The organism is Actinoplanes philippinensis, from assembly GCF_900113015.1.
Lineage (GTDB): Bacteria > Actinomycetota > Actinomycetes > Mycobacteriales > Micromonosporaceae > Actinoplanes > Actinoplanes philippinensis.
Genome location: NZ_FONV01000034.1, coordinates 1 through 26876, shown reverse-complemented (window position 1 = coordinate 26876; position 26876 = coordinate 1). Strand labels below are relative to the sequence as shown.

The window sequence follows — 26876 nt, the reverse complement described above, 5'->3', positions numbered from 1 at the left end:
GTGAACGTGTCCAAGTCCCCGCTTCGCCGGGTGTCCGCCCTGGTCGCCGGGTCGCTCATCGGTCTCGCCGGCGTCGCGGTGTTCGCCGCCCCGGCTCAGGCCCACCACGGTGTGGTCGGCGGTTCCTCCTCCTGCGATCAGGTCACCGGCGAGTGGGTCGTCAAGTGGGTGGTCGACACGTACGGCAGCCAGAAGGGCAACCAGGTCAAGTTCACCAAGGTGGAGAAGACTTCGGACACCCCGATCGACGGCGGCGAGATCGTCGAGAACGGCCCGTGGCAGCAGAGCAACAAGCAGCTCACCGGCACGCAGCGGGTCGCGGGCTCCGCCAAGAGCGCGGGCCTGAAGCTGACCATCCTGTGGAACAACGAGTACTCGGCCGAGGCCTCGGGAAGCGTCCCGCTCGAGGGTGAGTGCACCCCGCCGAAGCAGGAGACCCCCAGCACCTCCCCGTCGCCGTCGCCGTCGGAGAGCACCCCCGAGACCGAGGAACCGCCGGTCTCCATCCCCGAAGAGGTTCCGGCCAAGCCGATCTTCGAGGAGACCTGCGACACCATCACCATCGGCGTCGACAACACCGACAACAAGACGCCGTTCACCGTCGACTACAAGACCAGCAAGGGCGAGACCCGCAAGCTGGTCGTGGAGGCCGGCAAGAAGGGCTCCGAGACCTTCAGCGCCAACAAGGGCTTCAAGGTCGACGTGACCTTCACCGTCGAGTACAAGGGCAAGATCTACAGCGAGTCCGGGACCATCGCCTGGACCGAGCCCAAGGACTGTGACGACGCCGGCCAGGGTGGCGGCCTGCCCGTCACCGGTGCCGCCGCTGGTGGCGTCGCCGCCGGCGCCGCGGGCCTGCTGGCCATCGGTGGCGCCCTGTTCTTCGTCGCCCGCCGCCGCAAGGTGAAGTTCACCGCCTGATCACGGCGTAGCACCACACGACAACAGCAACAACCGGGGGCGCGTCGAATCCGATTCGGCGCGCCCCCGCCCATTTCCCCTCATCGGAGAACAGATGAACAAAACCCCTCGCGGGCGTCGTGTCCTGGCCGTGCTGGCCGGCGCGCTGCTCGGCCTGACGGCCTTCGCGAACCCTGCCGGCGCCACCCCACGCGGCGCCGACAAGCCCTACCTGTTCACCCACACCTTCACGATCAACGGCGGCATCGCCACCGCCACCGTCACGCCGAACAAGGACCTGGACGTGGCCGAGGAGGTCACCCTGGTGTCCTACTTCGCGCCGAAGCCCCAGTTCGCGACGCCGCAGTACGTCTTCCAGAGCAAGACCGGCACGCTGAAGGAGAAGAACGGCGTCGTCACGCTCGAGGTCGAGGTCCCGGACTGCAACACGCAGGTGGACCTGTTCTTCGGCGGCCAGAAGGACGTCATCGACCCGCTGGACGGCAGCAAGTACTACGGCGACACCAAGCTCGGCGAGAAGAAGGGCCCGGGCTCCCGCTCGCAGGGCCCGGCCGGCTGGTTCAACGGCGGCAACAAGGCCTGCGTGCAGCCGGCCGTGCAGCCGGTGGCCGAGTGCGACGGCACCGTCGACCTGCAGCTGAGCAACAACGGCAAGCTGAGCAAGTACGACGTCGAGTTCCGGGTGACCGGCAACGGCTTCGAGAAGACCGTGAAGGTGCCCGCGGGCAAGGGCGAGACCGTCGAGGTCCCGGCCGGCGTCGGCCCCGTCAAGGTGACCGCTCCCGGTCTGCCGGACTTCACCTACAGCTGGGCGCGCCCGGAGACCTGCGTGCCCACCGCCGCCGGTGAGAACGACTGCGAGACCGTCACCATCACGGTGACCAACCCGGAGGGCAACACCCCGGCCAAGGCCGAGGTGACCTACGGCTCCGAGACCAAGACCGCGACCGTCGCCCCCGGCAAGTCCGAGCTGGTGACCTTCCCGGCCGGTGAGGCCACCACGGCCACCGTGACCTACCCGGAGATCACCGGCGCCGAGCCGGTCACCGTCCCGGTGAAGAAGGGCGAGTGCACCGAGCCCAGCCCGAGCACCTCGGTGTCCACCCCGTCCACCGACGAGCCGTCCGAGAGCCCCTCGGCGACCCCGTCGGAGACCGCCTCGACCAGCCCCAGCCCGATCGCGACGACTCCGGTCGCCGGTGACGACGAAGACGGTGAGCTGCCGCTGACCGGCTCGGCCGCCGCCGGTGTCGCGGGTGGCGCGTTCCTGCTGCTCGTCGCGGGCGCCGTGCTGTTCATCCTGGCCCGCCGCCGCAAGGTGAACTTCACCGCCTGATCCGTCAGGTCACCGTAGGGAAGGTCCCGTCCGGGCGCGGTCGGTAGTCGTGAACGGCTACCACCGCGCCCGTCGGCATCCGGCCGTAGACGTGCGGGAACTGCCGCCCGTCCGGCTCGGGCGGATCGCCGTCCTCCCAGACGACCTGGCCCGGCAGCCGCTCCTCGTCGATCTCCAGCAGCACCATGTCGTCGCGGCCCCGGAAGATCCGGTCGGCGACCACGTGCACCCAGTCCGCCGGTGAGCAGTGCAGGAACGGTTCGGCCTCGAGGAACGGCCCGGCCTCTGCCCACGCCGCGCGCGGGCACAGATGGAAGATCAACCCTTCTCCAAATACTCGGCACGGTCCTCGTCGACCAGTGCCGCGACCGAGGCCGCCAGCGCCGGATGACGGGACAGGTCGGGATCGTCGCCGATCAGCGTGGACGCCTCGGCCCGCGCCTCCTTGATCAGCTTCTCGTCGCGGAGCAGCGACAGCAGCCGCAGGTGCGAGTGCTTGCCGGACTGCGACGCGCCCAGCACGTCGCCCTCCCGGCGCTGCTCCAGATCGATTTCGGACAGCTTGAAGCCGTCGGTCGTCGACGCCACGGCGTCCAGGCGCTCCCTGGCCGCCGAACCCTCGACCGCCTCGGTGTGCAGCAGGCAGATGCCCGGCGCCGAGCCCCGGCCCACCCGGCCGCGCAGCTGGTGCAGCTGCGACACCCCGAACCGGTCGGCATCCAGGATCAGCATCACCGTCGAGTTGGGCACGTCCACACCGACCTCGATGACCGTGGTCGCCACCAGCACGTCCAGATCGCCGGCGGCGAACGAGCGCATCACCGCGTCCTTCTCCTCCGGCGGCATCTTGCCGTGCAGCACGGCGATCCGCAGGCCCTTCAGATACTCGTCGCGCAGCAGCGGCAGCACCTCGGTCACGGCCAGCGGCGGGCGGCGGGACGGCTCGTCGTCCTTCGGCGGCGTCTCCTCGTCCTCACCGATCCGCGGGCACACCACGTACGCCTGATGACCGGCCCGCACCTCCTCCTTGATCCGCACCCAGGCACGGTCCAGGTAGGCCGGTTTCTCCAGGGCCGGGATGACGTGCGAGGCGATCGGCGACCGGCCCCGGGGCAGCTGCGAGAGCACCGAGGTCTCCAGGTCGCCGTAGACGGTCATCGCCACCGTCCGCGGGATCGGGGTCGCCGTCATCACCAGCACGTGCGGTGGTCTCGCCGCCTTCGCCCGCAACGCGTCCCGCTGCTCCACCCCGAACCGGTGCTGCTCGTCGACCACCACCAGGCCGAGATCCTTGAAGTCGACCCCCTCGTACAGCAGCGCATGGGTGCCCACCACGATGCCCGCGGTCCCGTCGGCGACCTTGGCCAGCGCCGCACGCCGGGCCGCCGCCCCCAGCGAGCCGGTGACCAGGGTGAGCTGCGTGCCCTCCGGATCGCCGTCCAGCTCACCGGCCCGGCCCAGCGCGCCCAGCTGCGCCGAGATGCCCCGGAAGTGCTGGGTGGCCAGGACCTCGGTCGGCGCCAGCAGCGCGGCCTGCCCGCCCGCGTCGACCACCTGCAACATGGCACGCACCGAGACGAGGGTCTTGCCGGAACCCACCTCGCCCTGCAGCAGCCGGTGCATCGGATGCGGCCGCGCCAGATCCGCCGCGATCTCCTCGCCCACGTCCCGCTGGCCCTCGGTCAGCTCATACGGCAGGCTCGCGTCGAACTTCGCGAGCAGCCCGGCGTCGGCGCGGGGCCGGGCGGTGCCGGGCGCCGCGGCCGCTTTCGCCCGGCGTTGCACGAGCGTCAGCTGTACGGCGAAAGCCTCGTCCCATTTCAGCCGGTGCTTCGCCGAGTACAGCGACGGCTCGGAGCTCGGCCGGTGGATCTCCCGCAGCGCCGTCCCGATGCCCACCAGGTTGCGGGCCGCCCGGATCCCGGCCGGCATCGGATCGTCCGGCGGCTCGAAGGTGTCCAGCAGGGTCCGCACGCACTTGGCGATCACCCAGGTCGGCACCGCCTGCGCCGCCGGGTAGACCGGGATCAGCGCGCCGGCGAACTCCTCGATCTCGGCGGCCGCGTCGTCCTTCGAGGCGTCCGCGCTGAGCAGCTGGTAGGCCGGGCCGTTGAGCTGCCGCTTGCCGCGGAACTCGGTCACCTTGCCGGCGAACAGCCCCCACACGCCCTTGCGCAGCTCCCGCTCCCGCCACGCCTGGTTGAAGAACGTGCACGTCAGCGTCGCGCCCGAGCCGTCGCCGATGGTCACCTCGAGCATGTTGCCGCGGCGCTGGCGCATCGGCTTCACACTCATCCCCTGCACCTGCGCCAGCACCGTGACCTGCTCGTCCACCTGCAGGCTGCGCAGGTCGGTGTGCTCGCCACGCTGGTCGTACCGCCGTGGGAAGTGATAGATCAGGTCACCGGCCGTCCGCAGATCCAGATGATCCTCCAGCGCTTTGGCGGTCTTCGCCCCCAGCACCTTGGTCAACGGGGTGTCGGTCGTGGTCATTCGACTCCTGCCAACAGGTGGTAACGGGGCTGGCCGCCCGCGTAGCACTGCACCTCGCTGAACGGCCACGCGCGGTGCACGTGCCCCCTCAGAACGTCCTCGAACCCGGGCGGCGCGTCCGCGCCCAGCACCAGGGTCACCAACTCGCCGCCGCCGCCGAGCATCCGGTCCAGCAGGCGGCGGCTCACCTCGGCGACATCCCGGCCGATCACGTGCACCTCGCCGTCGACCAGGCCCAGCAGATCACCGGCGCGACACCGGCCGGCCACCGTGAACGCGTCCCGCTGGGCGGTGCACACCTCCCCGTAACGGCAGGCGCCGGCCGCCTCGGCCATCGCGATCACGTCGTCGGCGAACGGGCGCTGCGCGTCCCGCACGGCCAGAGCGGCGAGCGCCTGCACCGGCGACCGGGTGGGGACGACGCTCACCCGTACCCCCATGGTCTCCGCCTCCCGGGCCGCCGACACGGCGACCGCGTGCGTGTTCGCGTCGTTCGGCAGCAGCACCACCGCACGGGCGCCGGTCGCGTGCACGGCCGCCAGCATCTCCGCCGTCGACGGATTGCGGTCCACGACGACGGCGCCCTCCGCCTCGAACAGCGCCGTGAGCCCGTCCCCGGCGGCGACGACCACGGCGCCGCGCTGATCACTTCCGGTCGGGCGGTCCTCCAGGAGGGTGACATTTATGCGGTACGGCCGACCGGCCTCGATACCCGCCTCGATCGCCGGCCCGATCTCGGTGACATGAACGTGCACATTCCAGGTCGGCGGATCCCCCTCACCGGTCCCCACGACGACGAGCGAGTCGCCCATCCGGTCCAGCGTCAGCCGCAGCCGCGCGACGGCCTCCTCGGTGGCGTCCAGCAGGTACTGAACCTCGAACCCATACCCCGAACAACCCGCCTCGCCGGCACCGTGCCCGCCGCCCCCGGAGGTCGTCCCCCCGCGCCCGGCACCACCGGAAGTCGTCCCGCCATGCCCGGCACCACCAGAGGCCGACCCGCCACGCCCGGCACCACCGGAAATCGTCCCGCCATGCCCGGCACCACCAGAGGCCGACCCGCCACGCCCGGCACCACCGGAAATCGCCCCACCGCGCCCGGCACCACCGGAGGCCGTCGCGCCGTGCCGGGCGCTGCTGGAGGATGTTCCGCCGTGCCCGGCCTGCCGGGCTTCTTCAGGTGGCATGTCGCCCCGGGCCATCGGGGTCGTCCGCTCGGGACCATCAGCGAGTGCACCCGGATCCGGGACACCGCCGGCCTTGATCCGCTCACCCGTCCCGTCATCGGCGCTTTCCCAGGGACGTCCGGCAACCGCATCGGCGCCGTCGGCCCTAGGCGCGCCCTCACCGCCGGGGCCGGCCGCCTCGACAACGGCCGCACCGCCGGCTGAACTGCCCACCCCATCACCGCCGCCGAGACCGGCCATTCCCACAACGGCCGCTCCTCCGGCTGAACGGCCCACCCCATCACCGCCGCCGGGACCGGCCACCCCGACAACGGCCGCACCGGCGGCTGGACGACCCACCCCATCACCGCGGGCCGCTGCGGTGTCGGTCTCGTCGGTGTCGATCGCCTCGACCAGGGCGTCGAGCAGGAGGCACAGCCCGCGACCACCGGCGTCGACCACACCCGCGTCGGCCAGGACGGGAAGCTGCTGCGGCGTGCGGGCGAGGGCCTCGGCCGCGGCCCGGGCCGCCTCCCGGGCGACCGTGACCAGACTGTCGGACTTGATCCGGCCGGCGGCCTCCGCGGCGGCCGCCACGACCGACAGCACCGTGCCCTCGACCGGGCGGGCCACCGCCGCATACGCCGCGTCCGTCGCCGTCCGTAACGCGCGGGCCAGCTCGCCACCCCGCACCGCCACCGCTCCGGCGAACGTGTCGGCCATCCCCCGCAGGATCTGCGACACGATCACACCCGAGTTGCCGCGGGCGCCGAGCAGAGCCCCCCGCGCCATCCTCCGCATGAGCCCCGCCACACCCTCGGGGCCGGGCCGCTCCACCCCGATGTGACCCGAGTCACGGACGACCATCAGCGCCTCGTGGGCGGCGGTGAGCGTGAGGACGAGGTTGGTGCCGGTGTCCCCATCGGGCACGGGGTAGACGTTCAGGTCGTCGATCTCACGCTGATGGACCCGGAGCGCCTCGAGCCCGCCATCGCACCAGCGGCGTACCGCGGCGGCATCGAGGGTCTCCAGCACGCGAAAATCGTACTAACCACCCCTGACAATCGCCGGGGACGCACCCCTGACCGGGGGCGATTGGCTGTCCCCCCAGCGAATCGGGTAAGCTCGCCGGGTTGCCTGGGCGTTGCTTCCCTGGGCGCCTCCAGTTCTTGGAGCAGGTCAGTTTCGAATCACACCCAGGAGTATCCCGTGGCTAGCGTGTGCGACGTCTGTGGCAAGGGACCGGGCTTCGGCCACAACGTGTCCCACTCGCACCGGCGGACCAACCGCCGCTGGAACCCGAACATCCAGTCGGTGCGCACCCCGGCCGGTGGCGGGACCACCAAGAAGCTCAAGGTCTGCACCTCGTGCATCAAGGCCGGCAAGGTCGTCCGCGCCTGATCGAGCTTCAACAGGCCAGTTCGAGTAGCCGCTGAACCTCCGGGTTCAGCGGCTACTCGCTGTTTCCGGCCGATACTCCACGGTGCCGACTGTCCGGGCGCGGCGTGCCCAGTCGCCCGCGGGCGCTACGCCACTCCAATCCGCGCCGCCAACGAGCCAGGCGCGGCGCGCCCATCCACCGACGTGCCCTACGCCACTTCGATCCGCGCTGCCGGCCCGCCGGATGGGCGCCACGCCACTCCAATCCGACGAGCCGGATGGGCGCCACGCCACTCCAATCCGACGAGCCGGGCGGACGCCACGCCACTCCAATCCGACGAGCCGGGCGGACGCCACGCCACTTCAGTCCGGCGAGCCGCGCGGGCACCACACCACTTCAATCCGACGAGCCGCGCGGGCACCACACCACTTCAATCCGACGAGCCGCGCGGGCACCACACCAATTCGGTCCGGCGAGCCGGGCGGACGCCACGCCACTCCAATCCGACGAGCCGGGCCGGCACCACGCCGTGACGATTCACCACCTCAGCGGTGGTGAATCGAGACGGGAACGGCGGGCGTGTCAGAGGGTTTTGGCGTAGGAGAGGACGTCCGGGTAGTCCTTGTAGTAGCCGAAGTCGGCGATTCGGGTGTACCCGGCCGACTCGTAGAGGGCGATCGCCTCCGGCTGGCGGTCGCCGGTCTCCAGGATGACCCGGCCGCAGCCCGCCTCGCGGGCCGATTCCTCGATCCGGGCCAGGAGCCGGCGGGCCACACCGCGGCCCCGGGCGGCCTTTGTGGTGAACATCCGCTTGAGTTCGGCGTCGTCGCCGCGCCGCCGCCAGCCGGCGCTCCCGATCAGCTGGTCGTCGAGGACCGCGACCAGGAACGCCCCGCGGGGCGGGGTGAAGTCGGCGCCCGAGATGGGGCTGTCGTCACCGCTGCCGCCATACCGCTCGGACAGGTCGCGAAGATTTTCGGCGACGAGCGCCTGGACCGCCGCGTCATCGAAGTCCGCCATGATGATCTTGATGTCGTGCACGTCGCAAGACTAACGAGACCAGCCGGACCGGGGCGGCGGCAGCCACGGTCAGCGGAAGTGATCCCAGCCGGAACCGCCGGTCCAGGGCTTGCCGTCCACGGTCACCCCGTCGCCGGACCGGACGGTGCCGATCGGGCGCCAGTGCGGCGGCAGAGCGGCGCCCGGCGGGAACGTCGCCGCCAGCGGGTGGTCGTCGCCGCCGGCGAGGAGCCACTGGTACGGGTCGACGCCGAGCGCCTTGGCCGCGTCTCGCATCTGGTCGGGCAGGTCGAAGGCGTCCCGGTGCACGTCGATCGCGACGGAGCTGGCCGTGGCGATGTGCCCGGCGTCCTGGAGCAGGCCGTCCGACACGTCGATCATGGAGGTGGCGCCGAGTCGCGCCGCCTCGGGCCCGGCCGCGTACGGGACGGCCGGCCGCCGATAGGCCTCCACGAGCAGTTTGGGCGTACGAAATCCTCGGGAGAGAACGGTGAGACCGGCGGCGGCGTGACCGATCCGCCCGGCCAGAGCGAGGATGTCGCCGGGTCTGGCGCCGTCGCGCCGGACCGGTGCGACGCCGCGCAGGTCGCCGAGTGCGGTGACCGCGATGGTGAGGGTGGGGCTGGCGGAGGTGTCGCCGCCGACGACGGTGGCGCCGACCAGCCCGGCTTCGGCGGCGAGGCCGTCGGCGAGCCCTTCGGCCCAGGCGATGTCGAGCCCGGTGGGCACGCAGAGCGCCAGCAGCAGGGCGGTGGGCACGGCGCCCATGGCGGCGATGTCGGCGAGGTTGGCGGCGGCGGCCCGGTGGCCGACGTCCTCGGCGCTGCACCAGTCGCGGCGGAAGTGGCGGCCCTCGACGAGCACGTCGGTGGAGGCGACGACCCGTCCGTCGGGCGTGCTGACCACGGCGGCGTCGTCGCCGGGGCCGATCTCTGTGGTTTCTCCGATGCCGAGCCGGGGAACGATTCGGCCGATCAGCCCGAATTCACCGGCCTCTGCGATGCTCACGTCTAAGTCCTTCGATGGTGGCGTCCCGCTGCCGGGTCGCTTCGTACGGTAGTTTCACGACCGGGGATCACCGACGAAGTGGCGGATTGGAGTCGGATCGTGGTCCAGGCATACATCCTCATTCAAACGGAGGTCGGTAAGGCCCGTGACGTGGCCGCCGCGATCGAGAAGATACCGGGGGTGGTGCGTGTCGACGCGGTCACCGGGCCGTATGACGTGGTCGTGCTGACCGAGGCGCACACGGTCGACGAGTTGGGCGGCCTGATTGTGAGCAAGGTCCAGTACGTACCGGGCATCACGCGGACGCTCACCTGCTCCGTGGTAAACCTCTGACTATGGTGGATGTGGAGACGCCGGCGAAGGCACCGGAGAAGGACCCGGCCAAGAAGGCCGCTGCCCTGTGGGCGACGGTGGTGGCCGTACCGGTGACGTTGATCGTCGGCGTTGTCGCTTTCCTCACCATCATGCCGGATGATCCGGACAAAACCGAAAAAGCGGCCAACCCGATCCCGTCCACCGCCGTGGTGATGGACGCGCCGCAGCTCGACGAGAAGACCGCACAGGCCTGCCTCGCGGTGACGTCGCAGCTGCCGGCGAAGATCCGGGATCTCCAGGGCCGTCCGGTGAGCGCTGGCCCCGAGCAGAACGCCGCCTACGGTGAGCCCGCGATCACGGTCGCCTGCGGGGTGCCGCAGCCGATCATGTGCACCACGCCGGAGGACACCACCCCGGGCTGCGTCGCCATGGACACCGAGCTCCTGATCATGAACAACGTCTGCTGGTATGCGGCGCCCGGCGCCGACACGGCCACCGTCACCACGATGGACCGTGAGGTGCCGGTGCGGGTGACCGTGCCGTCGTATTACGAGAACCCGGCGCAGTGGGCCAACGAGTTCTCCGACACCCTCGTCAAGACGGTCAAGTCGAAGGCGGCCGGCACGATGCCGAGCGGTTGCGAGTGAGCCGGACCGCTCAGTGCAGGCCGGTGCCGCGGCGCAGCGCCGTCCGGATCAGCCGGTCGACGACCTTCGGGTAGTCGAGACCGGTCGCCGTCCACATCCGGGGAAACATCGAGTTCGGCGTCATGCCGGGCATCGTGTTGATCTCGTTGAGGAAGATCTCGCCGGCCTCGGTCACGAAGAAGTCGACCCGGGCCAGGCCGGCGCAGTCCAGTGCGGTGAAGGTGCGCAGCGAATACTCCTGGATCTGCCGCGTCAGGTCGGCGGGCAGCTCGGCCGGAACGGTGTAACGCCCGCCCACCAGGTATTTCGTCTCGAAGTCGTACCACTCGACGTCGTCGATGTGGATCTCGGACAGCACCGACGCCTCGGGTGCGCCGCCGGCCTCGCCCTCCAGCACGCCGCACTCGATCTCACGGCCCACCAGCGCCGCCTCGACCAGCACCTTCGGGTCGATCCGGCGGGCCACGGCGACGGCGTCGTCCAGATCGGCCCAGTCGGTGACCTTGGTGATGCCCAGCGACGACCCGGCCCGCGACGGCTTCACGAAGACCGGCAGGCCCAGCCGCTCCTTGTCGGCCTCGGACAGCGACACGCCGGCACGGAGCACCGCGTACGGCCCGACCGGGATGCCCTCGGCCGCCGCCAGCTTCTTGGTGAACTCCTTGTCCATGGCGGCCGCCGACGCGAACACGTTGGCCCCCACGTACGGAATGCCGGCCATCTCGAGCATGCCCTGGATGGTGCCGTCCTCGCCGTAGGCGCCGTGCAGCACCGGGAAGACCACGTCCACACCGGCCAGCTCGGACACCCCGTCGGCCGGCTCGCGCACGATCAGCTCGGTCGCGGTCGGGTCGGCGGAGAGCATCACCGCGCTGCCCGAGTCGGCGGTGATCTCCGGTAGTCTGCGGCCGTCGATCGCGAGCTGCGACGTGTCACCCGAAGCGAGGACCCAGCGCCCCTCACGGGTGATTCCGACCGGGACCACCTCGTACTGATCGGGGTCGAGCGCCGCCAGGATCGCGCCCGCGCTGACGCAGGAAATGGCGTGCTCAGTGCTGCGACCGCCGAAAACGATCGCGACGCGGGTCTTACGGGGGGACGTCACTTCTCTCTGCGCCTTCCAGCTAGCGGGCGTACCGGGGGTGACCCTACTCTGCGTAAGCCGAATTCGGGATTCGTGACAACCCTTCGAGGAACGCGCACAACAGGGAGGACGAAGCGTTCATGGCTCCTGCACTCCACGTGATCGCCGGCCCGGGCCCGGGTCAGCTGGCGACGATGGCGCATCCGGCGGACGAGCCGTGGTCACCGCAGGAGCTGAGCGCGCTCGCCAGAGCCGGCGTGCAGGTGCTGGTGTCGTCGGCCGCTCCCGGCCCGGACACCGCCGGCATCGAGGTGGTGCCGTTCCCGGCGTCCGCGGCGTCCCCGAAGGAGATGCAGCACGAGGCGAAGCAGGTGGTCGCCCTCGCGATCCGGCTCGCCCGCGAGGTCCGCGCCGGGCGTTTCGTGGTCACCCAGTCCGCCACCGACAACGGCCGCTCCACTCTGCTGGCCACGATGACGCTGGCCCTGCTCGGCATCCGGCCGGGCGAGGCGCTGCGCCGCACGGCGCCGGGCGGCGGCATCGCCCCCGACTGGCTGCACGACTTCGTCGCCACCCACGGCTGACGGGGCTGCCTTCCCGCAAGGTCATTTCCATACCCTTCAGTGGTACGCCCGGCGCAGCCCCTCGCCGCCCTACCCTGTCCCGTCACGTCCGGAGCGAAGCCGGCGACCCAAGACGCCTCCGGAGCCGCCGCCGGGCTGATGCGGTGGCCCCGGCCGGCCGGTTCAGGCGGTGAACGTCTGGGGCAGGGCGCCGGCGTCCCAGAGCGCGTCGAGGTGGGCCAGGAAGCCGGTCAGGCTGCGTTCCAGGTCACGGCGTTCGGCGGTGGTCAGGGTCGCCAGCGGGTCGGAGAAGATCAGACCGTCCGGGTGGCGGGCCCGGGTGCCCACGAACTTGTCGCACGACCCACACCAGACATAGCTGACCAGGGTCGGCCGTTTGGCGTTCTCGGGCGCGGTGAAATAGGCGCGCAGCCGCCGTTGTCCGCAGGCCGGGCAGTCCCGCTCGCCCGGCTCGGTGAAGAAGCTGGCGCCCTGGGTCAGAGCCGCCACCTCGTCGCCGCTGAAGCTGCTCCACGCGGTCACGAGAACACCGACACGACAACGCCGGGCACGAGGCCGCCGGACACCGGGCCGCCGGACACCGAGGCGCCGGCCACAGGGGCATCCGCCACGGGGGCGCGGGTGAGTGGGGTGGTCATGCGGAGAGAGCCGTGGTGAGGTCGGCGAGCAGGTCGGCGGTGTCCTCGATGCCGCAGGAGAAACGCACGAAGCCGGGCGGCGTGTCGTCGCCCCACTGGGCACGGCGGTCGGCCGTGGTGTGCACGCCGCCGAACGAGGTGGCCGCGAACACCAGTTCCGCCGCGGCGAGGAAACGGCCGACCCGCTCGGCGGAGCCGAGGTCGAACGACACGACGCCGGGGATGCGCCGCATCTGGGCCGAGGCGACCGGGTACGACGGGTCGGACGGCAGCCCCGGCCAGCGGACCCCGGTCACGTCGGAACGGGACAGCAGCAGCTCGGCGACGGCTGCCGCGTTCGCGGTCTGGCGGGCCAGCCGCAGGTCGAGTGTGGCGATCGACCGGTGTGCCAGCCACGCGTCGAACGCGCCCGGCACGGCGCCGGTCTGCTTGCGCCAGGTCTCCACCGTGGCCAGCAGGGCGGGGTCGGTCGCCGACACGTACCCCAGAAGGACGTCGGAGTGGCCGGTGAGGGCCTTGGTGCCGGAGGCGACGACCAGGTCGGCGCCGAGCGCGAGCGGGTTCTGCCCGAGCGGTGTGGCCGTCGTGTTGTCCACGGCCACCAGCGCCCCGGCCGCGTGGGCGGCGGCGGACAGGGCCCGGATGTCGCACACGTCCAGGCCCGGGTTCGCCGGAGTCTCCAGCAGCACGAGCCGTACGCCGGTGAAGTCGGGGTACGGCCCGGCCGTCGGCACGGCCACGGAACGGACACCGAGGTCACGCAGAAAACCGTCGGCGAACGCCCGTACCGTGAAATAGCCGTCCGAGGGGATCGCCACGGTGTCACCGGTCCGCGCAACGGCGAGGAGCAGCGCGGTTATCGCGGCCTGGCCGCTGGAGAAGACGAGCGTCGGCCCGCCCTCGAGGGCGCCGATCGCCGACTCCAGCGCCTGCCGTGTCGGGTGCTCGGTACGGGCGTAGCCGTTCGCCCCCGGCCCGGTGACCGGGTCGAGGTGGTAGGGCGCGGCGAACACCGGCCCGGGCAGGAACGGCTCGCCCACCTCCGGAAGCGGGAGACCGGCGTGGACGGCGCGGGTTCCGTCGGAGAAGGAGGAAAGGGAACTCACTCGGGTTTCATCTCCCGTGTCATCAGCAGCTTGACCGCGACGCGCGGGTCCACCCCTTCGTGGCACACGCGCTCCACCTGCTCGACGATCGGCATCTCGACGCCGTTCGCCCGGGCCAGATCGCGGATGGACAGGCAGCTCTTGACGCCCTCGGCGGTCTGCCGGGTGGCGGTCTGCGCCTGTTCCAGGGTCTCGCCGCGGCCCAGGTGCTCACCGAACTTGCGGTTGCGGGCGAGCGGCGACGAGCAGGAGGCGACCAGGTCGCCGAGGCCGGCCAGTCCGGCGAAGGTGAGCGGGTCGGCGCCGAGCGCCACCCCGAGGCGGGCGGTCTCGGCGAGCCCGCGGGTGATCAGCGACGCGCGGGTGTTGTCACCGAGACCCAGGGACACCGCCATGCCGTACGCCAGCGCGATCACGTTCTTGCAGGCCCCGCCGAGCTCGCAGCCGATCACGTCGTCGCTGGTGTACGGCCGGAAGTACGGCGTGGCGAGGGCGTGCTGGACCTGTTTGGCGCGGCCCTCGTCGGAGCACGCCACGACGGTGGTGGTGGGCTGCCCGGCGGCGATCTCGGGAGCCACGTTGGGACCGGAGACGACCACCACCCGGTCGGGGGCGACACCGGCCGTCTCGACGATCACCTCGCTCATCCGCTTGAGGGTGCCGAGCTCGATGCCTTTCATCAGGGAGACGACGGTGGAGTCGGCGGGGAAGAGCCCGGCCCAGTCGGCGAGGTTGCCCCGCAGGGTCTGCGACGGCACCGCGATGGCGATCACCTCGGCCGCGCCGACCGCCTCGGCCAGGTCGGTGGTGGCGGTGACGGACTCCGCGAGCCGGACGCCGGGCAGTGACCCCTCGTTGCCGTGCCGCTCCCGGATCTCGGTGGCGACGGCCTCGCGCCGCGCCCACATGGTCACCGACGATCCGGCGTCACCGAGCACCTTGGCGAAGGCCGTGCCCCAGGATCCGGATCCGATGACGGCGGCCTTCATGGCGCTTCCTCCGAGGTTGTGGCCCGTCGTGCGGGCCGGTCGTAGAGCGCCGGCGCTTCGCCGTCGCGGATCTCGCCGAGCAGGTCCCGGACATCCAGCATGATCTTCTCGGTCATCTCGTCGAGCACGGCCCGGGTCGGGTCGAGGCCGGCCCAGCGGCTGAGGTCGACCGGCTCGCCGGTGGTGACGGTGACGTGCGAGCGGCGCAGCTTCAGCTTGTTGGTGCGCGGGTCGAAGATCGACTGTGCGCCCCAGTTGGCGATCGGCACCACCGGGGCGCCGGTGAGCAGGGCGAGCCGGGCCGCGCCGGTCTTGCCGCGCATCGGCCACAGGTCGGGGTGCCGGGTGGTGGTGCCCTCCGGGTAGATCACCACGGCGCCGCCCGCGCGCAGCGCCTCGACCAGCGTGTCCAGCGACTTCACCGCCTCCACACTGCCCCGTTCGACCGGGATCTGCCGGGTCTTGGTGAGCAGGAACCCGATGACCGGCACCTTCCAGACGCTGGCCTTGCCGAGGAACCGGGGCCAGCGGCCGGATCGGAAGATGTAGTGCGCCACGACGAGCGGGTCGAAGTGGGACACGTGGTTGGGGACCAGGATGACCGGGCCGGTCGCCGGGACACGGTCCTGCCGGAGCCACGTCTTGCTCGTCAGGGCCGTCATGACCGGGATCACCAGCATCACCGCGACACGCTGCCAGAAGCCGAGCCTGAGCTGTGCCACGGCGTCCCCCGTCCCTCGAACGGCGACGTCGCCGCCGCCTCCCCTAGTTCACCTGCGACGAAATCATGCCCGCTCACGTCCCGCCCGACCAGGTAGGGGTCTCCGGAATCACTGAACTCGACGGCTCCGCTGCGCTCCGCGGCAAGCCGCCTGGTAACCGGTGAGGAGCCGGGTGATTTTCCGCCACCGCAAACCCCGCGGCGTCGAAAAATCACGCGGCTCCTCACCGGCGGCGGCTTGCCGGTCACGACTGCACGGATCAGTCAGGCAGGATGGTCGGGTGCAGATGTGGACGGCGGTGATCCCGGTCAAGCGGCTCGGGGCGGCGAAGACGCGGCTGCGTGGCGCCGTGCCGGCTGATCGTCATCCGGAGCTGGCTCTCGCCATGGTGTGTGACACCGCGGCCGCCGTGCTGTCCACCGCAGCGGTGGCCGAGCTGCTGGTGGTCACCGACGATCCGGAGGTCCGGGCGGCGGTGCGGGAGCTGGGCGCCCGGGTGGCGGCCGATCCGGGCGGCGGGCTGAACGCGGCGATGCGTTTCGGGGCGGACGAGGTGGCCGGCCGGTCCGCGCACCGGGCGGTGCTGGCCGGTGATCTGCCGGCGCTGCGTCCGGAGCAACTGGACGAGGCGTTGCGCCGGGCGGCCGGGCGGGCTTTCGTGCCGGACGCGGCGGGCATCGGGACGGTGCTGCTGGCCGTGCCGGCCGGGCCGGCGCTGGATCCGCGGTTCGGTGGGCCGTCGGCGGCGGCGCACGCCGGGTCGGGGGCGGCGCTGCTGCGCGGCGACTGGCCGGGCCTGCGGCAGGACGTCGACACCGCCGCCGATCTGGACGCGGTGGTGCGTCTCGGCGCGGGCGAGCGCACCTGCGGGCTGCTGCGCGAGCTGGGCCGCGCCACGGTGTGCGCGCCGGCCGCCTGACACGGGTAGCGTTCCGTCCCATGCAGGGCACGATTGCGACTTTCGACACGGACACCCGCAGCGGGACGCTGCTGCTCGACGACGGCACCCCGCTGTCCTTCGACGCGGCGGCTTTCCAGCGCTCCGGCCTGCGGCTTCTGCGGCTGGGCCAGCGCGTGACGGTGGAGTCGGACGCGACTGGTGTGGTGCGGCGGGTGTTAATTCCCGGAGTCGCTTGATGTGATCATCCGGTAGTTCGTTTCACGTTTCTCCGGAAGCGGCAATGATGGGAGCATGACGACCCCGCCCCGGATTCCCGAGACCCGCCGGCGTGGCCCCAACGGCCGCTTTCTGCCCCGACCCGAGTCGGCGGACGAGCAGCAGCTGATCGAGGCCCCCGACTCCGCGGAGGCGGTTCTCGACCCGGATCCGGAGCCCACTCTCACCGAGCGCGAGGTCACCGAGCTGGCGACGAGTGAGATGGTCGCCGATCTGAGCGCCGACGACGACGGCGACGAGGACGAGGACGAGCCGGGGTACGAACTGCCCGAGGACCGTTTCCTGAACCGGGAGCTGTCCTGGCTGGACTTCAACGCCCGGGTGCTGGCCCTGGCCGAGGATCCGGGGACCCCGCTGCTGGAGCGGGCCAAGTTCCTGGCGATCTTCGCGAGCAACCTGGACGAGTTCTACATGGTCCGGGTGGCCGGGCTGAAACGGCGGCTGAGCGCGGGCCTGCCGATGCGCGGGGGCGACCGGTCCCCGCTGCGCCACCAGATCGAGATGATCACCGAGCGGACCACCGATCTGGTCACCCGGCACGCGGCCTGCTTCTCCGACGAGGTGCGGCCGAAACTGGCGGCGGAGAGCATCGAGCTGGTGTCGTGGAAGGAGCTGGACGCCGCCGAGCAGGGCCGGTTGCGGACCTTTTTCCGGGAACAGGTCTTCCCGGTGCTGACGCCGCTCGCTGTCGATCCGGCGCACCCTTTCCCGTACATCAGCAGCCGGTCCTTGAATCTGGCCGTTGCCCTTCGTTATCCCGACGGCGATTCGCCGGAGCTGTTCGCGCGGGTGAAGGTGCCGAACAATGTGCCGCGGTTCGTGACCGTGCAGAACGACGGCCGCGGCATCCGGTTCCTGCCGGTCGAGGAGCTCATCGCGGTCCACCTGAGCCAGCTGTTCCCGGGCATGCAGATCCTGGAGTGGCACCTGTTCCGGGTGACCCGCAACGCCGAGCTGGAGGTCGACGAGGACCGCGACGAGGACCTGCTGCAGGCCCTGGAGCGGGAGCTGGCACAGCGCCGGTTCGGCCCGCCGGTGCGCCTGGAGGTGGCCGCGTCGATCAGCGACCACGTGCTCGACCTGCTGGTCCGCGAGCTCGACATGGACAGTCAGGACGTGCTGCGGGTGCCCGGCCTGCTCGACCTGTCGGCGCTGTGGCAGGTCTTCGGCGAGTGTGACCGCGACGATCTGAAGGACCGCCCGTTCGTCCCGGCGACCCACCCGCACCTGGCCGACGGCGAGGTGCCGCGTAGCGTCTTCAACCGGCTGCGTGAGTCGGACATCCTGGTCCACCACCCGTACCACTCGTTCTCCACCAGCGTGCAGCGGTTCATCGAGCAGGCCGCGGCCGACCCCGGCGTGCTGGCGATCAAGCAGACCCTCTACCGCACGTCGGGCGACTCGCCGATCGTGGACGCGCTGGTCGACGCGGCGGCCGCCGGCAAGCAGGTGGTGGTCCTGGTCGAGGTGAAGGCGCGGTTCGACGAGGTGGCCAACATCGCCTGGGCGCGGACGCTGGAGCGGGCCGGCTGCCACGTCGTCTACGGCCTGGTCGGCCTCAAGACCCACTGCAAGACCTCCCTGGTGGTACGTCAGGAGGGCAACCAGATCCGCCGGTACTGCCACATCGGCACGGGCAACTACCACCCGAAGACGGCCCGGCTGTACGAGGACTTCGGCATGCTGACCGCCGACCCGGAGGTGGGCGCCGACGTCACCGATCTGTTCAACGTCCTCACCGGGTACAGCCGGCAGACCACGTACCGCCGGCTGCTGGTGGCCCCGCACGGGGTGCGCAAGGGCCTGCTGGAGCGGGTCGACGAGCAGGCCCGGATCGCCCGTGCGGGCGGCGAGGCGCTGGTGCAGTTCAAGGTGAACTCGCTGGTCGACGAGAAGACCATCGACGCGCTCTACCGGGCCTCGCAGGACGGGGTCAAGGTGGACCTGATCATCCGTGGCATGTGCGCGCTGCGGCCCGGGGTGCCCGGCCTGTCGGAGAACATCCGGGTCCGCTCGATCGTCGGCCGGTTCCTGGAGCACTCGCGGGTGTTCCGGTTCGGCCCGGGCCCCGACGCCGAGTACTGGATGGGCTCCGCCGACCTGATGCACCGCAACCTGGACCGCCGGGTGGAGGCGCTGGTCAAGGTGACCCTGCCGTCGGCCCGGGAGGAGCTGCGGCATGTTTTGGAACTGTCGATGGCGGAGACCACCGAGGGGTGGGACCTGGACGGCGACGGTGTGTGGCACCGCAACCAGGGCACCACCGGCCGTCCGCAGGTCCATCTGCAGGCGGCCATGCTCCGGCGGATCATCGGTAAGAAGAACACCTGAGAAACGGGCCTATGACGGAGTTGGAACGTGCGGCCGGCGGAGTCCTCTGCCGCCGGTCCGGTGACCGGGTCGAGGTGTGCCTGGTGCACCGGCCGCGCTACGACGACTGGAGCCTGCCCAAGGGCAAGCTGGCCGGCGGTGAGGAGCCGCTGGCCGGGGCGCTGCGGGAGGTCGAGGAGGAGACCGGCGCGGCGGCGGTTCCCCAGCTGCGGCTGCCGGACGTCGACTACGTGCTGCCCGGCGGGCGGCCCAAGAACGTGGCGTACTGGCTGATGGCGGCCGCCTCGGACGGGCCGGTACGGGACACCGCCGAGGTGGACGAGACGGTGTGGCTGCCTCTGGAGGAGGCGGCCGGGCGGCTGACGTACCCCGATGAACGGACCGTCCTCGCCGGAGTCGCGTCGCTGCCGCCGGTCACCGCGGTGATCGCGCTGGTCCGGCACGCCCGGGCCGGGGAGCGCAAGAAGTGGGCCGGGCGGGACGAGCTGCGGCCGATCGACCCGGTCGGCGCGAAACAGGCGGACCGGATCGCCGCGTTGCTCACCGCGTTGCGCCCGCGCCGTCTGGTGGCCGCGACACCGCTGCGGTGCACGCAGACGCTGGAGCCGCTGGCCGCCGCGATCGACCGGCCGATCGTGCGGGACGCGGCGTTCGCCGAGCCGTCCGGTCCGGACGGTCTGCCGGCCCGGGTGGCGGCCGCCGAGGCCCGGCTGGCCGAGCTGCGCGGCTTCGATCGGGTGGTGGTGTGCAGCCAGGGCAAGCTGATGCCGCATCTACTGGCGTCACTGCACGGGGAGACCGACCACCGGCCGTTCAAGACGCGGAAGGGCGACGGCTGGTTGCTGGCCTGGTCCGGCGAGACGTTGCTGGGCGCTTCGCGGCTGTGACGGCGCGGTGCGCGGGGGCGTCGGCCCGCCAGTGGCCGACCAGGTCGCCGGTGAGCCAGCGGGCCTGCCACAGCTCGTCGCGGCGGGGTTCCCAGTCGCGGTACGGCAGCAGCGCCAGCCGCCAGCTGAGGACCGCGGCCAGATACCAGCCGTAGAGCGGCACCGCCCCGGCCAGCCCGTCCACGCGCCGGTAGGAGCCGTACGGCGCGCCCACCGTCACCGCGAGGCCCGACCAGCCGCAGGTGATCAGCCAGTCCAGGACCGGCCATCCGGTGCCGTCCTCGGCCAGGTCGCCGAGTGTCCACCCGGGCAGGACCGCGGTCGCGAACAGCACCGCGGCGATGCCGGCCCGGCTGGTCAGGCCCCGTGGTCTCGATCCTCGCTGCATGATGCGGACGGTAGGACGGCCGGGCGGGGCCGCGCCGGAACACCGAAAAGGCGTCCACCGTACGGGTGGACGCCTTCGCGATGTGCGGGGTCAGCGGCTGCGGCGGGGTGACGCCGCACGGGCCGGCGCGGCCGCCGGGGTGGCCGTCTTGCGCGCGGTCTTCTTGGCCGCGGGCGCCGCCTTCGCCGTCTTGGTGGCCTTGGCCGCCTTGGTCGCCTTCGTCGCCGGGGCGGTCTTGGTCGCCTTGGTCGCGGGCGCCGTCTTGGCCGCCGCGGTCTTGGCCGGCGTGGTCTTGGCCGCCGTGGTCTTGGCCGCCGTGGTCTTCTTCGCCGTGGTGGCAGCCGTCGTCTTCGCCGGCGTGGCCTTGGCCGTCGTCTTCTTCGCGGCGGCGGTCGTTGTCTTGGCCGCCGTCGCCTTGGTAGCGGTGGTCTTCTTGGCCGCCGTCGCCGTCTTCGTGGCCGCCGCGGTCTTGGCAGCGGGGGCCGCCTTGGTCGCGGTGGTCTTCTTCACGGCCGCCGCCTTGGCCGGCTTTCCGCTCGCCACCAGCTCGCGGAATGTGTTGCCGACCTTGAAGACGGGGACCGACGTCTTCTTCACCTTGACCGGTTCGCCGGTTCGCGGATTACGCGCGACCCGCGGATTACGGACCCGCTTCTCCCAGGAACCGAATCCGGTGAGTGCCACCCGGTCGCCCTTGGCGACAGCGTTCTGCACTTCACTGATGAACGCGTCGAGCGCCAGGGTCGCGGTCTTCTTGTCGCCCAGCTTGACTGCGAGCGCCTCGATGAGCTCGGCCTTGTTCACGGTTTCCTCCCGGACGTGAGAACTGGCCCGTCACGGGCCATTCTGCGCGCACGGTATGCCCTGTGACCTGGTTACAGAAACATTCAGGGGAAAAAACCGTTGTGTCCCAACGAATTCGCCCCTGCCGGGTGACCCGGCAGGGGCGGAAACGGTGCTGGAGCTAAAGGACGACGACCGGCTTGAAAGCGGGGCGACCGTTCTCGTACGCGGTAATCGCGTCCTCGTGGCGCAGTGTCAGTCCGATGTCGTCGAGGCCCTCCATGAGACGCCAGCGGCTGAAGTCGTCAATGGGGAAACCGTAGGCGGCATCGTCGACCCGGACCACGCGGCCGTCCAGGTCGACGGTGATCTCCTTCTCCGGCTCGGCGTCGGCCAGGTCCCAGAGGCTCTCGATGACCTTCTGATCCAGCTGGATCGGCAGCAGGCCCTCCTTGAGGGCGTTGCCCCGGAAGATGTCGCCGAAGCGGGAGGCGACAACCGCCTTGAAGCCCCAGTCGCGCAGCGCCCAGACGGCGTGCTGGCGGGACGATCCGGTGCCGAAGTTGGGGCCGGCGACGAGGATGGTGGCGCCCGCGTGCCGTGCCCGGTTCAGCACGAAGTCCGGGTCCTCACGCCAGGCGCTGAAGAGGCCGTCCTCGAAGCCGGTCCGGGTGACCCGCTTCAGGTAGACCGCCGGGATGATCTGGTCCGTGTCCACGTCGGAACGGCGCAGCGGCATGACCTTGCCGCTGTGGGTGACGAACTTGTCCATGTCTTCTCTCCGGCGGAATCAGAGGTCGGCGGGGGCGGCCAGCTTGCCGACCACGGCGGTGGCGGCGGCGACCTGCGGCGAGACCAGGTGGGTGCGCCCGCCCTTGCCCTGCCGGCCCTCGAAGTTGCGGTTGGAGGTGGACGCGGCACGCTGGCCGGGGCTGAGCGTGTCGGGGTTCATGCCGAGGCACATCGAGCAGCCGGCGAACCGCCACTCGGCGCCGGCCTCGGTGAACACCTTGTCCAGGCCCTCGGCCTCGGCCTGCTCGCGCACCTGGTAGGAGCCGGGCACGATCATCATGCGGACGCCGTCGGCCACCTTGCGGCCCCGGATCACGTCGGCGGCGGCCCGCAGGTCCTCCAGCCGGCCGTTGGTGCAGGAGCCGACGAAGACCACGTCGACCGGGACCTCGCGGAACGGGGTGCCGGGGGTGAGGTCCATGTACGCCAGGGCGCGCTCGGCGGCGCCGCGCTCCACCTCGTCCAGGAAGTCCTCCGGCGCCGGGACCACGCTGTTGAGCGCGGCGCCCTGACCCGGGTTGGTGCCCCAGGTGATGAACGGGCTGATCTGCGAGGCGTCCAGGATGATCTCGGTGTCGTACTCGGCGTCCGCATCGGTGGCGAGGGTCTTCCAGTACGCCACCGCGGCGTCCCACTGCTCCCCCTGGGGGGCGTGCTCGCGGCCCTTGAGGTAGTCGAACGTGGTCTCGTCCGGCGCGATCATGCCGGCCTTGGCGCCCCACTCGATCGACATGTTGCAGATCGTCATCCGGCCCTCCATGGAGAGCTTGCGGATGGCCTCGCCGCGGTACTCCACGATGTGGCCGTTGCCGCCGCCGGTGCCGGTCTGCGTGATCAGGGCGAGGATCAGATCCTTCGCGCTGACGCCGGGGCCGAGCTCGCCGACGACCGTGACGGCCATCGTCTTCGGCTTGGACTGCGGCAGCGTCTGGGTGGCGAGCACGTGCTCGACCTCGCTGGTGCCGATGCCGAAGGCCAGCGCGCCGAACGCGCCGTGGGTCGCGGTGTGCGAGTCGCCGCAGACGATCGTCATGCCGGGCTGGGTGAGACCCAGCTGCGGGCCGATCACGTGCACGATGCCCTGGTTCACGTCGCCCAGCGGCCGGATCTCCACACCGAACTCGGCGCAGTTCTTGCGCAGGGTCTCGATCTGCGTCCGCGAGGTCGTGTCGGCGATGGTGAACAGCTCGCCGCGCTTGGTGTTGAACGCCGGGTCGGCATAGCCGGTCGGCGTGTTGTGGTCCTCCGTCGCGAGCGTGAGGTCGGTGCGGCGGACCGGCCGGCCGGCCATCCGCAGACCGTCGAACGCCTGCGGGCTGGTGACCTCGTGCAGGAGATGCAGGTCGATGAAGAGCAGGTCGGGCTCACCCTCGGCCGTGCGCACCACGTGGTCATCCCAGACCTTCTCGGCCAGGGTCCTGGGTTTCCCGCTCTGGGGAGTGACTCCCACCATCTGGACATCCTAAATTCTGGAATGTATGTTTCGGCTTGTGGGACACAGTATGAGCGGTGTAGGCGTTCTCGACAAGGCGGTTGTCATCCTCGCCGCATGTGTCGACGGCGCCAGCCTTGCCGAGTTGGTCGAGCGCACCAAGTTGCCACGGGCGACCGCACATCGCCTGGCCCAGGCCTTGGAGATCCATCGGATGCTGGTGCGCGACACTCAAGGAAGATGGCGTCCGGGCCCCCGATTGGGCGAGTTGGCCAATGCCGCGCCGGACGTTCTGCTGACCGCCGCCGAGCCCCTGCTGTCCGCACTCCGGGACGCCACGGGTGAGAGCGCTCAGCTTTACCTGCGCCGTGCCGATGAGCGGATCTGCGTCGCCGCGGCCGAGCGCGCGAGTGGCCTTCGCGACACCGTGCCGGTCGGCTCGGTGCTGCCGATGGTGGCCGGGTCGGCCGCGCAGATCCTGCTCGCGTGGGAGCCGCCGGAGGCTGTGATGCCGCTCCTGCCCCGCTGCAAGTTCACCGGCCGGACCCTGGCCGAGGTCCGCCGCCGCGGCTGGGCGCAGAGCGTCGCCGAGCGCGAGCCGGGTGTGGCTAGCGTCTCCGCGCCGATCCGTGACCGCACCGGCCGGGTCATCGCGTCCATCTCGATAAGCGGTCCGATCGAGCGCCTCGGCCGCCGCCCCGGCGAGCGGCACGCGATGGCCGTCGTCCGCGCCGGCCAGCGCCTCTCCGGCCTCTGACCTCCTTACCCCCTTTTCGGCTGGGCCGTCCCGCTTCGCGCTGGGCGGCCCCGCATCCGTATCGCTCGATAGGCTGCCGGCGTGCGGCTATTCGGGCAGGGCGATCGGCTCTTCGGGCGCGACATCGAGTGCGCCACCCTGGACCACCTCATCACCGAGGCGCGATCCGGGCGCAGCGCGGCGTTGGTCCTGCGCGGCGAGGCGGGCGTCGGCAAGACCGCATTGCTTCGGTACGCCCGGAGCACCGCCCCCACCTCCCTGGCCATCAGTGGTGTCGAGGACGAGGCCGGGTTCCCGTTCGCCGGGCTGCACCGGTTGCTCGTCCCGCTCCTGCCCGGACGCGGGCCGCTCCCGGCCGGCCAACGCGCCGCCCTCGAGGTCGCCTGCGGCCTCGCCGACGGCCCACCACCCGACCTCTATCTGGTCAGCCTTGCCGCGTTGAGCCTCCTGGCGGCCGCACCCCGCCTCTGTGTCATCGACGACGTGCAGTGGCTCGACCGTGAGTCGGCGCTCGCGCTGGCCTTCGTCGCCCGCCGCCTGCACGCCGAAGGCGTCGTGATGCTCTTCGGCGAGCGGGTGACCGGTGACGACTCCGGTCTGCTGGCCGGCGTGCCGGTCCTGGCGGTCGGCGGCCTCGCTCCGGACGCCGCGCTCGCACTGCTCTCCGACATCGTCACCACCGATCTCGACCTGGCCCTGGCCGAACGGGTGGCCGAGGAGTCCGGCGGCAACCCGCTGGCCCTCACGGATCTGGGCCTCGAACTGACCGCCGACCAGTGGCGCGGCGCCACCGCCCTGCCCGAGCCGGTGCCGATCGGCAGCCGTCTGGAAGCCCACTACGCCGCCCGGGCGCGCACCTATCCCGCCGCCACCCGGACCTGGCTGCTGATCGCGGCCGCCGGAGCGGGCGCCGACGCCGATCACGTCCTGGCCGCCGCACGCCTGCTCGCCGTGGCCCCGCGGGACGCCGCGCCGGCCGAGGCGGACCGGCTGGTCACCGGCTCCCCACCGGTGGAGTTCCGGCATCCCCTGGTGCGATCGGCGATCTACGGAGACGCGCCACCCGCCGAACGGCGGACCGTGCACGCCGCGCTGGCCGAGGCCGTCATCGACGACACCGAGGCCGACCGCCGGGCGTGGCACCAGGCCGCCGCAGCGGCCGAACCGGACGAGGAGGTGGCCGCCGCGCTGGAACGCAGCGCCGCCCGCGCCGGAGCCCGGGGTGGATACACCGCCCGGGCGACGTTCCTCAACCGGGCCGCCGAGCTGAGCCCCCGCGCCGGCGACCGGGCCGCCCGCCGGGTCGAGGCCGCCGCCGCCGCGATGACGGCCGGCGCCTACGCACGCGCGCTGGTTCTGCTGGACAGCGTGGACGCCGATCACCTGTCCGGGCCGGTTCGCGGATCCGCCCTGCTGACCCGGGCGCTCGCCGCGGTCAACACCGGCTCGCCCACCGGGCTGCGCGACGCGCCGGCGATGTGCCTGGAGGCCGCGGCCGCCTTCGGGACCGACCACGACCGGGCTCGTCGCGCCGTGGTCCAGGCGATCGATCATCACATCGGAGCGGAACATCTCTCCGGGACGGGCGACGAGCCGGTGGCCGCCGAGGCCGCCCGGCTGGCCGAGACCGATCCGGACGGCCTGGACGGACGGCTGCTGTCCGCCTACGCCACCTTCATCCGGGACGGGTATGAGGCCGGGGCGCCCGCGCTGCGCCGGGCGGTCGCCGCGATCACCGACCCGGGGCTCCCGGACGAGACGCTGATCAGACGTTTCGTGGTCGCCATCAACTACTGCAACATGCTGTGGGACGACGACACCAAACTGCTCCTTCTCGACCGGGCCGAAGCCGCCGCCCGCCGGGCGGGCGCTCTGCACACACTGGACCTCGTACACTTCGTCGGCACGATGACCGACGCCGCGCTGGGCCGTCTCAACCACGCGGACCGGCACGACGCCGCCGGACAACGCCTCCGCCGCTCGTTCGGCATCACCGTCGAGCAGGAGCAGGTGTGGCGGCACCCCGAGCTGGTCACCTGGCGTGCCCCCGACGGGATCCGGGAGACGCTCCCCCACGCCCTGCAGGTCTTCGAGATGCTGCACCTCGGCGGCATGCACGGGACCACCCGCCTCGCCATGGCGGTCCTCGAGATCGGCAGTGCCGGCTATCCCGCGGCCCGGGAGCTTCTGCTCGGTCTCGTCGATCTCGGCCGCCCGCGCCGTTACGCCTGGGCGCTGCCCGATCTGGTCGAGGCCGCGCTCCGGGCCGGCGACCTGCACACCGCCGAACGCGCCCGCGCCGACCTCGAACTCGCCGCCACCGCCGCCGGCACCGCCCGGGCCCTCGGCCTCCTGGACCGGTCGCGGGCGCTGCTGGCCGAGCCCGGCCACGCCGAGACCCACTACCGCGACGCGATCGAAAGGCTGGCCGGCACCCCGGCCCACGGCGACCTGGCGCGGGCTCACCTGATCTACGGCGAGTGGCTGCGCCGACGGCGGCGGCGCCGGGACGCCCGTGCCCAGCTCGCCAGTGCGCTGGACATGTTCCAGGAGGTCCGGGCGGTCGCGTTCACCCACCGCACCATGCAGGAACTGGCCGCCCTCGGGCTCGGCGAGAGCGCGCGGGTTCCCGATCCGGGCGCCGGCCAGACGATCCTCACCCCGCAGGAGGCCGCCGTCGCGATCCTGGCCCGCACCGGCGAGACGAACGCGGAGATCGCGGCCCAGCTGTTCCTCAGCGCGAACACGGTCGACTACCACCTCCGGAAGGTGTTCCGGAAACTCGGCGTCAGCTCCCGGCGCCAGCTGCGCGACGTGTTGCCCGACTAGACGAGTAAGTCCTAACTCAGGTCAGTGGTCGTAGGCGATCAAGGACCTGGTCAAGGGCTGGCCGGTGGCGCGGTTGTGCCAGATCGCGGC

The 26876-nt window shown here is 71.6% G+C and carries 26 protein-coding genes; 12 read left to right on the top strand and 14 right to left on the bottom strand.

Annotation, left to right across the window (positions count from 1 at the left end):
- Both BM290_RS49380 and BM290_RS45315 read left to right on the top strand, forming a co-directional pair.
- Positions 1-921 (top strand): LPXTG cell wall anchor domain-containing protein, encoded by a 921-nt coding sequence (locus BM290_RS49380; RefSeq protein ID WP_203779923.1) that lies wholly within the window; start codon positions 1-3, stop codon positions 919-921.
- 94 nt (positions 922-1015) lie between these two features.
- Positions 1016-2257 carry an LPXTG cell wall anchor domain-containing protein gene (locus BM290_RS45315; RefSeq protein ID WP_143134208.1) on the top strand — a complete coding sequence of 414 codons (1242 nt, stop codon included), beginning with the start codon at positions 1016-1018 and terminating at the stop codon, positions 2255-2257.
- A 4-nt stretch (positions 2258-2261) separates the two neighbouring features.
- Here the strand turns inward: BM290_RS45315 and BM290_RS45310 are convergent, their stop codons facing one another.
- The 3 genes from BM290_RS45310 to BM290_RS45300 are packed head-to-tail and all read right to left on the bottom strand — an operon-like array spanning position 2262 to position 6951.
- Complete coding sequence (locus tag BM290_RS45310) at positions 2262-2579, bottom strand: DUF952 domain-containing protein (protein WP_093622211.1); 318 nt, start codon at positions 2577-2579, stop codon at positions 2262-2264.
- Positions 2576-4750 carry an ATP-dependent DNA helicase RecG gene (gene recG, locus BM290_RS45305; protein WP_093622210.1) on the bottom strand — a complete coding sequence of 725 codons (2175 nt, stop codon included), beginning with the start codon at positions 4748-4750 and terminating at the stop codon, positions 2576-2578. The genes BM290_RS45310 and recG overlap by 4 nt, the downstream gene beginning before the upstream one ends.
- Complete coding sequence (locus BM290_RS45300) at positions 4747-6951, bottom strand: DAK2 domain-containing protein (RefSeq protein WP_093622209.1); 2205 nt, start codon at positions 6949-6951, stop codon at positions 4747-4749. The genes recG and BM290_RS45300 overlap by 4 nt, the downstream gene beginning before the upstream one ends.
- A gap of 174 nt (positions 6952-7125) precedes the next feature.
- On the opposite strand from BM290_RS45300, the gene rpmB reads away from it, so the two are divergent.
- Positions 7126-7317 (top strand): 50S ribosomal protein L28, encoded by a 192-nt coding sequence (rpmB, locus tag BM290_RS45295; RefSeq protein WP_026207002.1) that lies wholly within the window; start codon positions 7126-7128, stop codon positions 7315-7317.
- 562 nt (positions 7318-7879) lie between these two features.
- Here the strand turns inward: rpmB and BM290_RS45290 are convergent.
- Together BM290_RS45290 and BM290_RS45285 are read right to left on the bottom strand one after the other, a co-directional pair.
- Entirely contained in the window at positions 7880-8338 is a 459-nt protein-coding gene (locus tag BM290_RS45290) for a GNAT family N-acetyltransferase (protein ID WP_239144135.1), read from the bottom strand.
- A gap of 48 nt (positions 8339-8386) precedes the next feature.
- A complete protein-coding gene (locus tag BM290_RS45285) occupies positions 8387-9325 on the bottom strand; it encodes a thiamine-phosphate kinase (protein WP_093622208.1) in 939 nt (312 codons plus the stop codon).
- A gap of 99 nt (positions 9326-9424) precedes the next feature.
- Between BM290_RS45285 and BM290_RS45280 the strand changes: the two genes are divergently transcribed.
- Positions 9425-9658 carry an Lrp/AsnC ligand binding domain-containing protein gene (locus BM290_RS45280; protein ID WP_014447186.1) on the top strand — a complete coding sequence of 78 codons (234 nt, stop codon included), beginning with the start codon at positions 9425-9427 and terminating at the stop codon, positions 9656-9658.
- 2 nt (positions 9659-9660) lie between these two features.
- Positions 9661-10287, top strand: coding sequence for a DUF3515 domain-containing protein (locus BM290_RS45275; protein ID WP_093622207.1), 627 nt, complete (start codon positions 9661-9663; stop codon positions 10285-10287).
- Positions 10288-10297: 10 nt separating this feature from the next.
- On the opposite strand, the gene BM290_RS45270 is transcribed toward BM290_RS45275, so the two are convergent.
- Positions 10298-11392: a D-alanine--D-alanine ligase family protein gene (locus BM290_RS45270; RefSeq protein WP_093622206.1), complete on the bottom strand. Its 1095-nt coding sequence runs from the start codon at positions 11390-11392 to the stop codon at positions 10298-10300.
- Between the two features lie 119 nt (positions 11393-11511).
- Between BM290_RS45270 and BM290_RS45265 the strand changes: the two genes are divergently transcribed.
- Positions 11512-11955 (top strand): hypothetical protein, encoded by a 444-nt coding sequence (locus tag BM290_RS45265; RefSeq protein WP_093622205.1) that lies wholly within the window; start codon positions 11512-11514, stop codon positions 11953-11955.
- 162 nt (positions 11956-12117) lie between these two features.
- On the opposite strand, the gene BM290_RS45260 is transcribed toward BM290_RS45265, so the two are convergent.
- The 4 genes from BM290_RS45260 to BM290_RS45245 form a co-directional block, all read right to left on the bottom strand.
- Entirely contained in the window at positions 12118-12477 is a 360-nt protein-coding gene (locus BM290_RS45260; protein WP_093622204.1) for a hypothetical protein, read from the bottom strand.
- A gap of 112 nt (positions 12478-12589) precedes the next feature.
- A complete protein-coding gene (locus BM290_RS45255; protein WP_093622203.1) occupies positions 12590-13699 on the bottom strand; it encodes a cystathionine gamma-lyase in 1110 nt (369 codons plus the stop codon).
- Positions 13696-14688: an NAD(P)H-dependent glycerol-3-phosphate dehydrogenase gene (locus BM290_RS45250; RefSeq protein ID WP_093622202.1), complete on the bottom strand. Its 993-nt coding sequence runs from the start codon at positions 14686-14688 to the stop codon at positions 13696-13698. The genes BM290_RS45255 and BM290_RS45250 overlap by 4 nt, the downstream gene beginning before the upstream one ends.
- Positions 14685-15410 (bottom strand): lysophospholipid acyltransferase family protein, encoded by a 726-nt coding sequence (locus BM290_RS45245; protein WP_093622201.1) that lies wholly within the window; start codon positions 15408-15410, stop codon positions 14685-14687. Before BM290_RS45245 ends, BM290_RS45250 begins: the two co-directional genes overlap by 4 nt.
- 286 nt (positions 15411-15696) lie before the next feature.
- On the opposite strand from BM290_RS45245, the gene cofC reads away from it, so the two are divergent.
- Genes cofC through BM290_RS45225 form a run of 4 tightly spaced genes read left to right on the top strand, consistent with a single transcriptional unit; the run spans position 15697 to position 19805 of the window.
- The gene (gene cofC / locus BM290_RS45240; RefSeq protein ID WP_093622232.1) at positions 15697-16329 is read left to right on the top strand and encodes a 2-phospho-L-lactate guanylyltransferase; all 633 of its coding nucleotides are present in this window, start codon (positions 15697-15699) and stop codon (positions 16327-16329) included.
- Between the two features lie 20 nt (positions 16330-16349).
- Complete coding sequence (locus BM290_RS45235; RefSeq protein WP_093622233.1) at positions 16350-16547, top strand: cold-shock protein; 198 nt, start codon at positions 16350-16352, stop codon at positions 16545-16547.
- A 55-nt stretch (positions 16548-16602) separates the two neighbouring features.
- Complete coding sequence (locus BM290_RS45230; RefSeq protein ID WP_093622200.1) at positions 16603-18918, top strand: RNA degradosome polyphosphate kinase; 2316 nt, start codon at positions 16603-16605, stop codon at positions 18916-18918.
- An 11-nt stretch (positions 18919-18929) separates the two neighbouring features.
- Positions 18930-19805, top strand: coding sequence for an NUDIX hydrolase (locus BM290_RS45225; protein WP_093622199.1), 876 nt, complete (start codon positions 18930-18932; stop codon positions 19803-19805).
- On the opposite strand, the gene BM290_RS45220 is transcribed toward BM290_RS45225, so the two are convergent.
- From BM290_RS45220 to leuC, 4 genes are all read right to left on the bottom strand, one after another.
- The gene (locus tag BM290_RS45220; RefSeq protein WP_093622198.1) at positions 19732-20193 is read right to left on the bottom strand and encodes a hypothetical protein; all 462 of its coding nucleotides are present in this window, start codon (positions 20191-20193) and stop codon (positions 19732-19734) included. The genes BM290_RS45225 and BM290_RS45220 overlap by 74 nt on opposite strands.
- A gap of 90 nt (positions 20194-20283) precedes the next feature.
- The gene (locus BM290_RS45215) at positions 20284-20997 is read right to left on the bottom strand and encodes an HU family DNA-binding protein (RefSeq protein WP_093622197.1); all 714 of its coding nucleotides are present in this window, start codon (positions 20995-20997) and stop codon (positions 20284-20286) included.
- A gap of 160 nt (positions 20998-21157) precedes the next feature.
- Positions 21158-21748, bottom strand: coding sequence for a 3-isopropylmalate dehydratase small subunit (leuD, locus tag BM290_RS45210; RefSeq protein ID WP_093622196.1), 591 nt, complete (start codon positions 21746-21748; stop codon positions 21158-21160).
- An 18-nt stretch (positions 21749-21766) separates the two neighbouring features.
- Positions 21767-23221 (bottom strand): 3-isopropylmalate dehydratase large subunit, encoded by a 1455-nt coding sequence (gene leuC / locus BM290_RS45205; RefSeq protein ID WP_093622195.1) that lies wholly within the window; start codon positions 23219-23221, stop codon positions 21767-21769.
- A gap of 49 nt (positions 23222-23270) precedes the next feature.
- Here leuC and BM290_RS45200 point away from each other — a divergent pair, with 49 nt between their 5' ends.
- Positions 23271-23957 carry an IclR family transcriptional regulator gene (locus BM290_RS45200; protein ID WP_014447202.1) on the top strand — a complete coding sequence of 229 codons (687 nt, stop codon included), beginning with the start codon at positions 23271-23273 and terminating at the stop codon, positions 23955-23957.
- A gap of 81 nt (positions 23958-24038) precedes the next feature.
- Entirely contained in the window at positions 24039-26786 is a 2748-nt protein-coding gene (locus BM290_RS45195; RefSeq protein ID WP_093622194.1) for a helix-turn-helix transcriptional regulator, read from the top strand.
- Positions 26787-26876: the final 90 nt, after the last annotated feature.